We start from the raw sequence: 15,564 nt of genomic DNA, 5'->3' as shown, positions 1-15,564 counted from the left end.
AAACCCTATAGAATCTATGAATTATGCAAGTGCGGGCGGTCCCCGAAGCTGAAAAGTGAATTTGGTCTGTGACCAGATTTTCTCCTGGATGGCGATGATTTGTTTCACTTCATGGCTGTAATGCTCAAAAGTAAAATTGAATTCTTCAGGAGCTAATGTATGTCCGGTAACCAAAAAGTGGCAGGCCAGACAGTCGCCAGCTTTCTCTTTAGTAACGGCTTTCGTCATCGTATTCTCAACTTTTTTAAGATGAAAAGCCTTAAAATTGTCTACAGAATCGTGATGGTGAAAGCTTTGAGAAAGCAGCGCGAGGAAATACACTCCAAACAATAGCTTGGAGATAAAACTCTTTAGGTTTCTGCTTTCTTTAAAAATCATGGTTCAAAATTATGAAAATAATTTAATTGTTTCCTTAAACTTTTATTAAATTACTTAATGATTGTTGACAATAGGTAGAAATGAGTACCATTTTGTTACAAAAAAAATGCTTCATCTTATTGAGGTGATGAAGCATTTATATTTTAAGTTTAATCCAGTTGTGTTCCAAGGAATTCCCACTCCTGTAAAGCTGTATCCAGTTCTTCCTTAGCTTTATTGTATTGTTCTAAGGTTTCTTCTGAAGGATTTTCTTTGGCAAAAGAAGCTTCCATTTGCTCTACTTTTGTTTCAAGCTCGGAAATTTTCTCTTCTACTTTTTTAATTTTATTCTGAATATTTTTTTGCTCTTTACTTACAATATTGGAAGATTGACTGCTCGTTACTACAGGTTTTTCTTCTACTTTCTTAGGTTCTACCTTTACTTCGCTGTGAAGTTTCGCTTTTTCTGCAGAAATTTCTCTGATGGTTTCCTTTTGTCTGTACTCAAGGTATTCGTTGATATCTCCAAGGAATTCTTTCATTTTTCCATCACGGAATTCGTAGATCTTATCACAAAGTCCCTGAAGGAATTCCCTGTCGTGCGAGATTACAATTAAAGTTCCTTCAAAATTCTGCAGTGCCAACTTGATAATTTCCTTGGACTGGATATCCAAGTGGTTGGTAGGTTCGTCCATGATCAGCGTGTTGAAAGGACGAAGTAGCAGTTTACAAAGTGCCAGACGGTTTCTTTCTCCTCCGGAAAGTACTTTTGTCTTTTTAGTAACAGCATCTCCCTGGAAAAGGAAAGATCCTAATAAATCTCTTACTCTTGGTCTTGTTTCTTCTGTTGCAGCATCTTCAGCTTCTTCCAGAACGGTTTTATTAGGTGTTAAAACCTCTTCCTGATTCTGAGCAAAATATCCGATGTTAACATTATGTCCAAGATTCCAGGCACCGGAATAATCTTTAATATCTCCGGCTAAAATTTTAGCCAACGTTGTTTTTCCCTGTCCGTTCTGTCCTAGAAGGGCAATTCTGTCTCCTCTCTGAACAATAAAGTCTACATCATCAAAAATCTGCTTCTGCCCGTAAGCTTTCCCAAGATTGATGGCTTCGAAGATCACTTTCCCCGGAACCATAGACTGTACGAAACGGATATTGAATTTTGAAACGTCTTCGTTATCAACTTCGATACGTTCGATTTTATCTAATTTTTTAATAAGAGACTGTGCGAAAGATGCTTTGGTAGCACTTGCACGGAACTTATTAATATTATCCTCCATCTGCTTGATCTCCGCATCCTGATTCTTTTTAGCCTGAATCAGTTTTTCACGGCGATCTTCTCTCATTACCAGATATTTTGAATAGTTGGCTTTATAGTCGTCAACTTTTCTATTGTTGATATCGAAAGTACGGTTACACACCGCTGTCATAAACTGTTTATCGTGACTTACCAGAACAATAGCTCCGGGATAGTCTTTCAGGAAGTTCTCCAGCCAGATGATGGATTCCATATCCAGGTGATTGGTAGGCTCATCGAGAAGCATAATGTCGTTCTTCTGAAGAAGTAATTTTGCCAATTCGATTCTCATTCTCCATCCTCCGGAAAATTCATCAGTGATTTTTTGGAAATCATCTGCTTTAAATCCTAAACCAAACAACACTTTTTCCATGTCACCTTCAAGATTGTAGGCATCATGGTTCATCAAAAGGTCATTCAGTTCGGTCATTTTATTAATCAGATCCGTATAAGAATCACTTTCGTAGTCTGTTCTCACAGTCATTTGGTGATTCACCTCTTCAAGCTCATTTTTCCAGGCATTGATCTGTTCGAAAGCCTGCATGGTTTCTGCCCATACCGTTCTTCCTTTTACGAAATCAAGATCCTGTTTAAGGAAACCAATGGTAACACTTCCTTCAGTCACCACCTCACCTTCGTAGAAATTAATTTCTCCGGAAAGCATTTTCAATAAAGTGGATTTTCCCGCTCCATTTTTACCAACGAGACCTACTTTATCATCCTTTTTAATGGTGAAATTGACATTTTGAAATAAATAATTTCCTGAATGGTGTAACCCTAAACTTTGAACCGAAAGCATCTTAATTAATAATTAGTAATGAATAATGAATTTTCGGGTGCAAAAATACGGAAAAAGAAATGAATAGCCCAGAAATAAAAAAACTGCCCAAACGGACAGCTTTTTCTTTTGCGAAAGTCTGCTTCGAAAACAAGATTTATTTAATAGATATTGATAAGCTGTGATATTGGTGAACCTGAAGATATGGGATCTACAGCAGTTGTTCCAGGGGCATTTGTAATACCATAAGTTCCGGGAATCATCTCCAAATCATATTTTACATTCTTATCACTGAACAGGAGTTTACATCCCGGTGCTGTTGTAAAAGTGGTAACACATCCTGAATTCATATTGGTCTGAGTGGCAAATAAAACTATTTTTTCATTAGGCACCATAGTCACATGTTCCTGTGGAATGCCACTAAATGCACAGAATGGCTGAAATTCTCCATTCACTTTTGCTGCAAGCCCAATGGTTATAATAGGTGTCCCCAAGTGTTTGTCATTTTTTACCACAATCACCCCTGCAGGAGCGGGTCCGGTAATTGAAAATGAACCATCCGGATGGAAAGTTACAGCTGTACCCAAGGGAATTTCCTCTGATAAAAACTGCATCTGAATGCTTGAATTCGGTTCATTAATTGTTGTATTATTAACATATACTTTATATTGGGGTTCACAATCAATTTCTATTGTACCAAAAACATCCATAAAGTTGATGGCAAACCAAGCAGGCACTCCTGTCATAAGCTGAATAGTACCTGAGGCTCCTTTGTATCCCATAAGCTGGTAACCATTTTCCTGAAGATACTGTAAAATGACTTTTTGTTCTTGTGATGTAAAATCAAAGTTAATTGTGTATAATGCAGTTCCTGATTTTTGCATGAGTGTCTTTTCCATTGTTTTAATCTTTGGTGTTCTTACTCTTTTTGGTATTAGGCTTTTCAGAATACGCCTTTGTTCATATTTTTATTTTGAAGCTTCATGGAATGAACAATTCAAAGTAACGAGAATTACCGTTCAAAATCTACAGTATAATCTACTAAATGTACAACTCCGTAATTATACCCAACTGATCGTTAATAATTTATAAAAAAAAGGAGACACCCTCAGATGTCCCCTAACCTAAATTTAAAACTGAGAAGTATTTTCATTAATTCTTCCATTCATTTAATATGGTAGTTGCTGGTATTTTTACAATAGAACGAACCCATATGTCATTATTGGGGACGTTTGTTCCATACAGGAAATCTGCAACAAAGCTGTCTTCCGGCAAATGAAGCTCTACAGAAAGCCTTTTTGTGTGGCTTGTTTCATCCACAGAGGTACGGCTTGAGACGTTTAATCCGTTATTGATCAGCTCAATATTAATTTCACGCTGGGTTCTGTACTGAAAACTATCATTGTACAATCCGAAGTTTGATGAAATATGAGTATAATCTGCAAATCTTCCGAAATCATATATGGGTTTTTTATTTGCAGAAAGATCCTTTACATATTCTTTCATTTTGATATAAAACCGATGAAGAAAAGCATGTTTATTATAATCTGTTCCAAAATACGCTTCATTCTCGGTACTAAATACTGATAATATGGTATTGGTCTCATCCATCATCAGTTTTCCATATACTTTTGACAGGTCATTGTATACTTTATCCCTGCAAACATAAGCCTGTGAAAGGCCATCCACCGTTTCCACTTTATATTCTGAGAGTAAAGCATCCCATATTTTATTTCCATCCGCATTGGTTTTTGCATTTCTGATATCTGAAACATAGTCATGCAGATCATCAACATTCATGAAATCTGTAGAAATATAAACAGATTGCGGACCTTCCAGATATCCTCCTCCAATATCAGCATGATCTCCAGGAACAAATACTTCTTTCCAAACTGATGACTGATTTTCTGATTTCTGATCCTGCATTGTTTTCGAATTCTCAAACAAACCTGTCAATGGAAAGAAAAACCTGCCCTCATTAACCGCACAGAAGTGCAGAGCATTCTCTACCTGTGCAGATATCTTCATATTATAAGTATTAAAAGGTTTGGACTCTACCGTATCAAAAAGCCCCAAAAATTTTATTCTGCAATTTCCTACCGCATAAAAAGTCAGAAGCTGATTACAGAAAGTTCTTGCTAACATACCTCCTCTCCCGAATCCGTAGATATAGAAATGGTATTCCTTGGTCTCATCATGGACTATTTTCTGTACAAAATCTCCGGCTTTCTGAAGTTTATCATCGGATGAATATCCGCTTCCATAGGGTGGATTTGCACAGGTTGCCATGGCAAAATTATTATCTTCATTACCTGTTGCAGTGCCAATTCCTTCAATATATATTTTTTCATCTCCAACGAATAAACTGTATAATTTATAGATATTGCTGAAAGTACCATAATAGCTTTCATTATTGTTCAGCGGTTTATCCGGTGAAAGAATATTTACCCCATTATTTCCTGTACCGTCAAAGAAAATCCCGACGGAAATCACTCTGCTACCATTCATGTTTTTACTTTAATTTTTTATTACAGATCTTGTTTGTGTTTTTTTCAACTAACATCCCTAAAAGAGACATTCCAAAATAACAGAAGAAAAATAAGGTTCACTAGAGTGAAAAGTACCAAATAAAAAAATCCGTATTTCTACGGAATCAATTTACATTTTTTCAAGGGAGTAAATATTGTTAACAATGGCATAGATCACTATTCCTACAGTATTCTTAGCTCCTATTTTCTCCAGGATACGTTGTCTGTGACTTTCTACAGTTCTCGGGCTGATAAAGAGTTTTTCTCCGATTTCATTGTTGGTCAATTCCTGACAGATCAGTTTTACCACGTCTTTTTCTCTTTCAGATAACTCATCTTCTGTTTCAAAAAGGGAATTTTTCTTGGCAGAACTGTTCATATAAGTAAACAGCATCTGATGATCTTCAGCCGTAAAAAAGACCCCGTTTTTATCTACCATTGTAATGGCATCAATGAAGGTTTTCTTATTTGAATTTTTGGGAAGAAATGCTGATACTCCCAGCTTCACCATATATCCGAGAATAGAGGTTTTATAGTGTGATGAGAGGATAATAATTTTAAGATCCGGATATTTTTCTTTCAGAATTTCTACCAGTTCAAAACCGTTCATTGGTTTCATCTGAACATCTACGAGAGCAATATCAGGAAATTCATCTTTTGAAAGTTTTCCAAGGTCTTCTATAAAATCGGGGCCATTATCTGCGGTAAGGCAAACCGATATATTTTTTTCATTGGACAGCAACATTTTTACCCCTTCGAGGATCAGCTGTTCATCATCAATCAGTGCTAGTTTGATTTGGGAACTCATGATATTTTGGAATTTTTATGATTAAACGACTTCCTTTTTTTGAAAATGTTTTTTTCCATTTGTGTGTGGCATTCATTGATTTGATACGGGATTCAATATTTTTGATTCCCATCCCTTTTTTCACTTCTTCATATTCAAATCCCTGTCCGTTATCAGAAATCACAACGGTCATATTTTCAGGATAATCTTTAATGTAAATCCAAATATCCGTAGCATCTGAATGCTTGATCACATTGGTAGTAAACTCCTGAATAATCCTGTACAGTTGTACTTCCACGAAAAGATCTTTCTTTTCATATCCAGGCATTACCTGCAGGGAAATATTGATTTTATGGGAAAGGTTGGCTATTAATTCTTCAACATATAAAACCAGACCCACAGATTCCAGATTTACAGGGTATAATGAATGGGAAATACTTCTGGCAGCATCAATCAGGGAAGACATCTGACCGTAGATATTTTTTTTGATCAGCTCATCACCCTGAGTATCGAGGTTATTCAACCACAAAGAAAGAATATTGAGGCGGTTTCCGATATCATCATGAATCATCACTGCAATTCTTTTTCTTTCTTCTTCCTGGGCCTTGATGTTTTCCAGCACTAATTTTTTCTGATGAAGAACTTCTGCTTCATGCTGTACATTTTTTTCTTTAATAATTCTGGTAATAAAAGCTCTGTAAGCTAGCAGAATAAAGGATACGATAACTGTTATGGTAACAATTATCAGGATCAGCAGATTGATATTTAGTGTTACTTCTTTAATCTGAAAAAAGTATATAAAAATGAACAGTACAAAATACTCGAAAGAATATTATTGGCACTGAGAATAGTATAATAATCGTTTTCGGACAGATTGGCGATCTGGTGCTGAATGATAAAAATAAATACTGAGACGGAGTAATAGAAAAAAATACTGGCATCTACAAGGAGAAAGCGGTTCTGAGCAGAGGTATTCTTAATCTCCCGAATCAGGGTAAATCCTGAAAGGCAAATAATGATAATATTGGAAACCACTTTCGCTATATCAGCATTGGCAGGATAATCAAATCCGTATTTCGAGATCATAAAACCTGTTGCCAATGCACCTACAATCCACAAAACATATCTTGGCCAGTCCAGCTTTCTGATAAATAAACCTGTCAGTAGAAAAAACTCTCCTGCTATATAGAGAGGATAGAGAAATGATGTATCATTCAGTCTGAAGATATAAGGCAGCGCCAGATTCAGCAATTCAATAAAAAAAAGAAAAGCAATACAATGAAAATATTGCTTTTCTTTATGATTTAATATGCGGTATTTTGCTGCTCCCAGTAGTATAACAGACAGGAGCAGTGCATAGTTCAGGAATAAAATTGCCTTATAAAGTTCAGCCATTCCTCAGTATATCGTTTTTAAAATTCACTTCCTACATCTACATCCGGGATACGGCAGATAGGAGGACATGGTTTTGCCCAGTCGTAAGTGTTGGAAATTGATTCTGCTCCCAGTTCTGCATTTCTAAGGTTTTCACGGAAAGAGATAAAGATAAGCGTTACCAGCATTTTCCCGTAAATATCATTGTATCTGATCCCAAAAGAACAGGTAATACCAGCCAAACCATCATCAGAAAGGCAAAGGTCTGCTGTAGGAACATAGAATTTTCTGAAAATTCCACTTCCCTGATTTTCTCTGGTTTCTTTATAAAACCAATCCATACCTTGATTTCTCCAACGTTCAATAGCATCTACAGCTTTGTCCTGTTCAAGAATGGGTGTATTGGAAACCGGCAATCCCATATTGGCATTTTTTTCCATGCTTTCAAGATCTTTAGAAAGAACCGCATTTCTAATCAGGGTATATTCCTGAATCTCCTGCAATCTCAGATCTTTTTCAAGCTCGGTAAGAAAGCTGTATGGATATTCTTTTACATCTATTTTTACCCCATCATTATTCATAGGATAAAAGATAAGAATCAATCGGTCTCTGTAAATTCCTACTGCAGCACAGAAGTCTTTATAATCCTTAAACCCCTTCATCCATTCAAGGTGTTCTCTGGAAATATTAAAAACATAGTTGGTAGGGATAAGCTTTTGAATTTTGGAAAAGTCAGAAAGACATGCTTTCCACTGGTTTGACGCTGCTCTACATTCTTCTACAGGCAGCATATAGTCTACAATGTTTAATGTTGACATAAGCATAGTTTTTAGTCGTATAAAAATATACAAACTAAATATGCTATGCAAGAGGATTTTAATTAATAATTTTTCACAGTAATATGATAACAGCTCTGCTGCTTCTCTTTGATGTAATATATTCTACCAGCCTTCTCATAATGCTTTAAAACTTTCTCCAGGGCTACTTCCATTTTCGGATTGTATTTTAAAACGTTGTTGAATCTTACGTAAGAAATGTCAAAAGAGTTGCCATAGTTGTGAGAACTAATCCCTAGCGAGGCGTTAGAATTCACTCTTCTCAGCCTGCACTGGTCTTCAAGGGTTCTGGTAATGGATGAAACCGTAAATGTACCGCCTTTTGTATCCTTACTGAACTTTGATCCTATTTTTTCCAGAGTGGTTTTTGCCTTGGATACCATATAAGCTCTGCTGTAATCAAGCCTTTGAACCTGATATCCTTTGCCGGATTTTTTTATTTTATGGAATTTTCCGTTGTTGATATATTTCTGTATGGTTTTGGAATCTTTCAATAACTGTACTCCAAAACCTTTGGAAGCATCAAGATGAGATTTATAAAGCGGTGTAGGTTCTACCTTCAATACGGAGGTAAGATCATAGCAGGGAAAAGCTTTTTTGGCTGCCTGCGAATAATGTAAACTATAAATAAAAGGTACAAAGACCACACAAAAAAACTTTCTCATTCACCTTCCTTTTAAATTACAAATGAAAGATAAAACATTTATGTTAGATCTTTCAAGACTGACGATAATACTCTCTCAATAAATCCCAAACAAACATTACACCAAATTACAGATTTTGCAATTTTTGTTCCCTATTTTTTGAAATATTTTTTCAGTTTTAACTTTTTACTTTAAGATTTAAATTTTACATTTGAGATACATAAACAATAAACAACATGATAAAAAAACTTTTCGCTGAATTTTTCGGCACATTTTGGCTTGTTTTCGGAGGGTGTGGAAGCGCTGTTTTCGCAGCGGGTGTTCCAGACATCGGCATCGGACTTTTAGGCGTTGCTTTAGCCTTCGGTCTTACTGTTCTTACTATGGCTTACGCTGTAGGGCATATCTCAGGAGGGCACTTTAATCCGGCAGTTTCTTTCGGGCTTTTAGCAGGCGGAAGATTTCCTGCAAAAGATCTTATTCCTTACATTGTAGCCCAGTGTTTGGGAGCGATTGTAGCAGCAGGATGTCTGTACACAATCCTTAACGGTGCCGGAGCGGTAGAATTCTCAAAACCCGGAGATTTTGCCACTAACTTTTACGGTGAAGCCGTTTACAATGGAAAAGCTTTCAGTATGGGCGCAGCTTTCTTGGCTGAGTTTTTATTAACTGCATTTTTCCTTATTGTAATCATGGGAGCTACAGATAAGTGGGCTAACGGTAAGTTTGCCGGTCTTGCCATCGGTCTTGCGCTTACTTTGATCCACCTGATCTCTATCCCGATTACCAATACCTCTGTAAACCCTGCGAGATCACTTTCTCAGGCAGTCTTTATGGGAGGAATTGCCATGTCACAGCTTTGGTTGTTCTGGGTTGCTCCTATTTTGGGAGGAGTTGTAGGCGGATTGATCTACAAGTTTTTACTTCAGAGAGATACTGCTGAAATTGCAGATTAGTTTTAAACAATATTTAATGATAAAATCCTGTCAGGCGGCAGGATTTTTTTATTTCAGTTTTTTGATTTCAAAAGGATTTTTAAAGATGAGCTCTTCATGTTTTCCTTTGATTTCCATTTTACGCTGAAGAAGATTAAGCGCCATTTTTCTGATAAAAAGATCTTTGTCATTCAGTTTCCAGTAAGAATCTTCATGAAGTTTTTTAGGTTGGCGGATCAGATAGAATTCGGTTTCCCAGGTATCTACATTATGATAGAATTCGATGATTCCACAATGTTCAGGGATAAGAGCTGCGTCTACCATTCCCATCGGGAGCAAAAAACTAAAGGAATTGCATACATAATCTCCACAGGAAATTTTATCATGTTTCAGAAATTTTTCTCCGGTATCTTTGTTCAGGTAAGATTTTTTGAAATCATTTTTAAAATCACTTTTTGAAAACTTAATCTCTATTTCATGACTTCCACCTTCTGAATCTATGATCAGAATATCCGCTTCCCAATCTGCCTGAAAATAATTCGTCAGCACGATTTCTTTTTCAAAATCGCAGTGTGAATGAATATAGGCATGTATAAGTTCTTCTATTTTGATCATGGGTAATATTGTAAAATGTACAATGTAAAAAGTATTAATGATAATGTCAGATTTAAAAGCAAACTTTCAGGTATCATTAAAATTGACAAGCGAAGCGAATTGACCATTCATAATTGTTCTCTTATGTCCAAAATCATCAACTCACCAGCAGGCTGCATCCTCTGATATCAGAATGATCTATTCTTCCCAATACCTGAAATTTATCACCAACTATTTTCCCTAAGTCCTGAGTTGCAATAAATGAGCAGGAATGCGTATTGGCAAGGTCAATAATATTAATAGCTCCTGTTCGCCCTTCTTTTTCATAAGCCAAAGGATCTTCTGCATTCCGAACCATGATTCTCATCCAGTTTGGACATTCGTATTCATTATTTCCAAGAGAATAAGCCTGTGAAAGCAACTCCGTCATGGAATATTCTGAGTATATTTTATCTGTTTTAAGGCCTTCCTGCAAGATTTTCAACAATTCATCCTTAGTCATTTCTTCCTTTCGTCCTTTCATTCCACCGGTTTCAATTACGATTAAGTTTTCAGGGAAGTTCAGAGATTCTTCGCTTTGCTCAGCATGGCAGTAATCAAGAAAGTCTAATAAGGCAAAGGAAACTCCAAAAAGAATAACTTTTTTGCCCTGCAGTGTATTTAATAACTCAAAAAGCTCAGCATGATTATAAAGAAAATATCCGTTTTCCGGTTTGGCAGACTTCTTCATCAGATAGTCCACCATATAAATCAGTGATGAGTTTTGTCTCTCAAGATAGCTTGGAAGTAATCCAAGAAAAATAAAGTCTTCCGGTTTTCCGATAAATTGTTCAAAACTTTTATAAATGCTTTCTTCATAAAGCTCCGGATCTGCGATGAAATGTTTGGAAAGATTCATCTGGGTTGTTCCTGAACTTTGAAAGAAAAGATCAGCAGCCACATTTTTATCCAGGATCTGATGATTTTTAAACATTTCAATAGGAAGAAATGGAATTTTTGTCAGGCTATCCACCTCATCGGGATTCACCTTCAGAAAATCAACAAATTTCCGGTATATTTCAACATTTTCATATTGATAACGAAATGTTTTCAATGATGCATTCAGAAAATCCTGTTCAGTCTGTATGTTGAATATATTTTTCAATTCCATAATTTTTGAGTTCCTTAATCCCTTACTACAAGGCAATTACAGAGATAAAATATTGTTATTTAATAATTTTTTAATGGATAAAACCTATTTTGGTAGACTTATTGCAATGTGTTACTTGGAATATGGATTAAAAACAAGAGTGGGTTTTTCCACCCGTTCGAAAGTTACCTCTTTTTAGGGGTAATTTTTTTTTGCTTTATTTTTCAAAAGTCTTGAGTTCAAAATCCTTTTCAAAAACTCCGTAAGTGAAATAGGATATCCAGTCTCCAAGGTTGATATATTTTGCGTTTTGTTCCAGATCCAGCACCATTGGCAGGTGTCTGTGCCCATAGATGAAATAATCAATCTTCTGAGTTTTCAGCTTTTCTTTGGAATAAATAATTAGAAACTCTTTATCTTCTCCCAAAAAAGCTTTGTCTTCTTCTCCGGAGATCATTTTATTTTTTTGGGAAAGGTATAATGCAATTTTCATCGCAATATCCGGATGAAGCCATTTGAAAAACCATTGAGCTACCGGATTGGTGAACAGTTTCTTCATTCTTTTGTATCCTTTGTCTCCAGGTCCCAAACCATCTCCATGAGCCAGCAGAAACTGCTTCCCTCCCATTTCAAAATATTGTTTCTGATAGAATACGGTACATCCGATTTCTTCTTCCAGATAATCTTTCATCCAAAGATCATGATTTCCGACAAAGAAATAAATATGGATTCCTCTGTCTTTAAGTTCTGCAATTTTCCCCAGCACACGAACGTATCCTTTAGGAATAACATGCTTCCATTCATGCCAGAAATCAAAAAGATCACCCATTAAAAACAAAACCTGAGCATCTTCTTTGATCTCATCCATCCAGCGTATAAACCTCTCTTCACGCACCTTGCTTTCCTTGGGTGTAGGAGCACCAAAATGCTGATCTGAAGCAAAGTATACTTTTTTTCCAGGTTCTAAATTAATTGTTGTTTTTAACACCTTCTGAGTTTTGTGAAAAATTATTGATTATCTTCTGCAAACCATTCTCCATAAGAGTTTTCTGTCTCATGAAGTTTAAGATAAGCTAAAGAAATTCCTTCGGGAAGTCTTGATTTTACTTTAGCAGCAATAGCATACAACATGTTTTCACAAGTCGGCTGGAAACTGCAATAGATTACTTTATGTCCTTTCTGCTCAAGGTCATCTCCCAGTTCTTTGTGTGGAGACAGCGCATTGACAAGAACCGCATGGTCCCATACATCTACGATCTCAGATTTTACGATACTTTTGATATCTCCGAAATCTACCACCATTCCATTTTTAGGATTTTCAATATCATTAATCGGTTTTCCTTTCACTGTTACAAACAGTTTATAGGAATGTCCATGCATATTTTTACACTTCCCATCGTAGTTGTAAAGCACGTGAGCCGTTTCGAATGTAAAAATTTTTGTAATACGTATCATAGTACAAAGATAGGATAAAACAGCTTAATACAGAAAAGACTGTTTCTATTACAGCGATTTTAAAATATTTTTTTAATCAATTTTGAAAGTCAGATTATGATCCTGGGTTCCATCTACATTGATTGCATGGTAAGGTACAGAAAGCCAGCCTTTTTTATTCATAACCAATTTAAACTGGTAAGTTTTTCCACTTTCGAAATGAGATTTTGGAAGTACCAATTCAAAAGTGTTGTTCTTTTTCAGATTCATATAATACGGCTTATCATCAGAATTCCAGTTATTAAAAGAGCCAGTAACTGAAATACTTTTGATGTACTCTATGCTTTGTCCTTGAGGAAATTTATAAGAAAAAATGATATTATCCTTTTCAGTTCGATAGCCATAGTTTTCTTTTTTAAGATTGGGATGAACAAAAGGTTCAGACTTTGTGTATTCTTCTGCCACCATGTATGGATCAAGCATTCGTTTATCCATCATGCCTGCAATCTGATTGATCATAGGGTAAAAAACCGGAAATTCTTTATATCCGTTGTACATCACTATAATAGCCATATTCTGATCCGGAAAAATTCTGTAAGCACTTACATTTCCCCCTGAAAAATTATAAGAGTTTATCGTATTAAAGGTATCCATATCCCAACCATGAGTAAAGGTGATCTCTTTATTTTTGTATTCAAATGGTTTCCACATCAACGCTTGTGTGGCAGGTTTCAGAAAATCATTTTTACTCAAATGAATGCTCCATTGTAAAAACGCAGGCAATGCAATCGCTAGGCCATTCGCTGAGTGCGCTCTTCTCCCTTCTACAAATGTGGATTTTTCGTATTGGTGTTTATCCTTGTTGTAGATATATTTTACAATCCTATTAGGAATTTTTTCAATGGAATTGGATGAAAATACCACCTGATTTTTGGAATCTGAAAACTGATTCTTCAGGATATAATCTTCAAATTTCTCTCCTGTTATTTTTTCAATGATCATCGTAATCAACATGTAGTTGGTCTGATTATACCTGTAATCACTTCCAGTTTCAAATTCCATTTTTTCTTTTGACAGTCGATTAATAACCTCAGCGTTGGTAGCATCTGTTGCAATATCACTGAAATTAATCCAGTCCGGCAATCCTGAAGAATGGGATAATAAATTTTTCACCTTCACATTTTGCCATTCTGCCGGTATATTGTCAACATATTTTGAAATTTTATCTTCCACAGAAAGTTTTCCTTGCTCAACAAGCTGAAAAAGCCCAACATTTGACATCAGTTTTGTAGTAGAATACACCCTGAACATGGAATTTTGATCTACTTTTTTATCACTTTCCAAAGTTTCTGTTCCGTAGTATTTCTGAAAAGTCACTTTATTGTTGGTAACAATTCCCACGGCCATTCCCGGTATCTCATTGATTTGAATAACTTTCTTTATATAACTGTCTATCGCTTTCGATTGTTCTGCAGTCTGACCATAAGTTGTAAAGAAAAAGCCTGAAAATAATATTGTTAAAATAGATGATTTCATGGAGATGTCTGTTTGAAGTTTCCTTAGTAAAACAGCTGTGTGCCTTATTGTATTACATTAAAGAAAAAATTCTGTTACTTCAGATATTATTTTATCGTTTTTTCAAATCTGTTAACGACTTTGTACTCTTTGTCTTTGATAACAATTTCATAATCTCCTTTATCAAGAATTAAAAAACGGCTGTCTTGGGAAGTTTTGAGCTCAATGATATCAGCAGGAATTCCCTGTTTTTCAAACTCTCCTTTTCTGTATGCTAAAACCAAGGCCGGATATATTGAAACTTTAGAAGCTGAAATATTATAGAGCTTTCTGTTTTTGTTCAACATCCAATTTGGTCTGCCTTTAATGTATTTTGTAACGGGATGAATGATTTTAATATCGGTATACAATTCTTTGTCTTCACCATTGTATATTCCCTGGTTTTCATCTTTTAAAACAACAGGAACCGTATTATTTGTCAATCTTAAAAGTGGTTCATTATACTTCAGGTTACTTTTTTCTGAAAACTGAGTTTGATCAATGGTAAAAGGATTCACACCTGTTAAGTCTGAAAGCCTTCCCGCCATTGTTTTCTCCCAGGATTTATGAACCCCTTCATAAGCATGCTGGTAACCGCAATAAATCAAATATTTACCTTCTTTATTTTTCTGCATAAAATCGAAGATATTTTTTGCTTCTCCAATTTCTCTTTCTTTGTTATTTCCTTCTGCTTCGTAAGAGAAAAGTGTAAATCCAATTTTCAAAGCATGGTAGATAAAATTTCCAAATTCCGGTTCTTTGGAATAATATCCGCTACTGAGAGTAGCAAATTTTGTGGTATTTAAAGAATCACTCGCTAATGTTTCGAGCCCCAGATATCTGTAGCCTTTGTCATATAATCCCTGAAGTAAGGAAGATGTAAATGCTCTGTGACTGGCATTATGATGAGCTTCATTAATGATGATAATCTGTTCACTGGCAGCTCTGTCTAAGATATAATCTTTTGCATTGACAGGGGTTAATTTTGTGAATCTCAGGCTATCTGCAGTACTCAACTTTTTTACACGTCCAAAAGTCTCATCCCAACTTTCCAGGGCAGGTTGATATTGTCCGCTTATTGAGTAGTATGTTGCTGCCATCTGGCTTCTCCAGGATTGACCTTGAGTAGAGTCTGATACCTTCTTTTTGATATCATCCGTAAACCAGTAAGAATTTTCCTGGCCATAGCCTATTATGCTTAACAAGAGTAAAGCCAGCGAATAAGAGAATTTCATGTGTATTTAGTTTTTGATTGATAATTACCATCCGGTAAGCTACAAATTTAGAGCCAACAACCTAAGAAGTCTGGCTCAA

General features: G+C 35.7%; 16 protein-coding genes. 1 reads left to right on the top strand and 15 read right to left on the bottom strand.

Going from position 1 to position 15,564, the window contains the following annotated elements; all coding sequences use genetic code 11:
- Positions 1-21 precede the first annotated feature (21 nt).
- From ACMA47_RS05860 to ACMA47_RS05820, 9 genes are all read right to left on the bottom strand, one after another.
- Positions 22-378 (bottom strand): hypothetical protein, encoded by a 357-nt coding sequence (locus ACMA47_RS05860; protein ID WP_413929053.1) that lies wholly within the window; start codon positions 376-378, stop codon positions 22-24.
- A 149-nt stretch (positions 379-527) separates the two neighbouring features.
- Positions 528-2,456, bottom strand: coding sequence for an ABC-F family ATP-binding cassette domain-containing protein (locus ACMA47_RS05855; RefSeq protein ID WP_413929052.1), 1,929 nt, complete (start codon positions 2,454-2,456; stop codon positions 528-530).
- Positions 2,457-2,596: 140 nt separating this feature from the next.
- On the bottom strand, positions 2,597-3,334 hold the full coding sequence (locus ACMA47_RS05850; protein WP_413929051.1) for a hypothetical protein: 738 nt from the start codon (positions 3,332-3,334) through the stop codon (positions 2,597-2,599).
- 253 nt (positions 3,335-3,587) lie between these two features.
- Positions 3,588-4,943 (bottom strand): T6SS phospholipase effector Tle1-like catalytic domain-containing protein, encoded by a 1,356-nt coding sequence (locus ACMA47_RS05845; protein ID WP_413929050.1) that lies wholly within the window; start codon positions 4,941-4,943, stop codon positions 3,588-3,590.
- A gap of 150 nt (positions 4,944-5,093) precedes the next feature.
- Positions 5,094-5,771, bottom strand: coding sequence for a response regulator (locus tag ACMA47_RS05840; protein WP_079243013.1), 678 nt, complete (start codon positions 5,769-5,771; stop codon positions 5,094-5,096).
- The gene (locus ACMA47_RS05835) at positions 5,740-6,372 is read right to left on the bottom strand and encodes a sensor histidine kinase (protein WP_413929049.1); all 633 of its coding nucleotides are present in this window, start codon (positions 6,370-6,372) and stop codon (positions 5,740-5,742) included. The genes ACMA47_RS05840 and ACMA47_RS05835 overlap by 32 nt, the downstream gene beginning before the upstream one ends.
- A 149-nt stretch (positions 6,373-6,521) precedes the next feature.
- Positions 6,522-7,145: a hypothetical protein gene (locus tag ACMA47_RS05830; RefSeq protein ID WP_413929048.1), complete on the bottom strand. Its 624-nt coding sequence runs from the start codon at positions 7,143-7,145 to the stop codon at positions 6,522-6,524.
- 17 nt (positions 7,146-7,162) lie between these two features.
- Complete coding sequence (locus ACMA47_RS05825) at positions 7,163-7,942, bottom strand: hypothetical protein (RefSeq protein ID WP_238594291.1); 780 nt, start codon at positions 7,940-7,942, stop codon at positions 7,163-7,165.
- A 62-nt stretch (positions 7,943-8,004) separates the two neighbouring features.
- On the bottom strand, positions 8,005-8,625 hold the full coding sequence (locus tag ACMA47_RS05820) for a DUF5715 family protein (RefSeq protein WP_413929047.1): 621 nt from the start codon (positions 8,623-8,625) through the stop codon (positions 8,005-8,007).
- A 218-nt stretch (positions 8,626-8,843) separates the two neighbouring features.
- Here ACMA47_RS05820 and aqpZ point away from each other — a divergent pair, with 218 nt between their 5' ends.
- A complete protein-coding gene (gene aqpZ, locus ACMA47_RS05815; RefSeq protein WP_034696881.1) occupies positions 8,844-9,560 on the top strand; it encodes an aquaporin Z in 717 nt (238 codons plus the stop codon).
- A gap of 48 nt (positions 9,561-9,608) precedes the next feature.
- Here aqpZ and ACMA47_RS05810 read toward each other — a convergent pair whose 3' ends face one another.
- The 6 genes from ACMA47_RS05810 to ACMA47_RS05785 form a co-directional block, all read right to left on the bottom strand.
- Positions 9,609-10,154: a hypothetical protein gene (locus ACMA47_RS05810; protein WP_413929046.1), complete on the bottom strand. Its 546-nt coding sequence runs from the start codon at positions 10,152-10,154 to the stop codon at positions 9,609-9,611.
- Positions 10,155-10,290: 136 nt separating this feature from the next.
- Complete coding sequence (locus ACMA47_RS05805; RefSeq protein WP_413929045.1) at positions 10,291-11,283, bottom strand: acyl transferase; 993 nt, start codon at positions 11,281-11,283, stop codon at positions 10,291-10,293.
- Between the two features lie 196 nt (positions 11,284-11,479).
- A complete protein-coding gene (locus ACMA47_RS05800) occupies positions 11,480-12,250 on the bottom strand; it encodes a UDP-2,3-diacylglucosamine diphosphatase (protein ID WP_034696825.1) in 771 nt (256 codons plus the stop codon).
- 20 nt (positions 12,251-12,270) lie between these two features.
- The gene (locus ACMA47_RS05795) at positions 12,271-12,717 is read right to left on the bottom strand and encodes a 6-pyruvoyl trahydropterin synthase family protein (RefSeq protein WP_034696824.1); all 447 of its coding nucleotides are present in this window, start codon (positions 12,715-12,717) and stop codon (positions 12,271-12,273) included.
- A 72-nt stretch (positions 12,718-12,789) separates the two neighbouring features.
- Entirely contained in the window at positions 12,790-14,232 is a 1,443-nt protein-coding gene (locus tag ACMA47_RS05790) for a serine hydrolase (protein WP_413929044.1), read from the bottom strand.
- Positions 14,233-14,318: 86 nt separating this feature from the next.
- Positions 14,319-15,485: a hypothetical protein gene (locus ACMA47_RS05785; protein ID WP_413929043.1), complete on the bottom strand. Its 1,167-nt coding sequence runs from the start codon at positions 15,483-15,485 to the stop codon at positions 14,319-14,321.
- Between the last annotated feature and the right edge of the window lie 79 nt (positions 15,486-15,564).

This window comes from Chryseobacterium sp. T20, assembly GCF_047345655.1.
Lineage (GTDB): Bacteria > Bacteroidota > Bacteroidia > Flavobacteriales > Weeksellaceae > Chryseobacterium.
The sequence above is the reverse complement of the archived record's forward strand: the minus strand, read 5'-3'. Positions and strand labels throughout refer to the sequence as shown.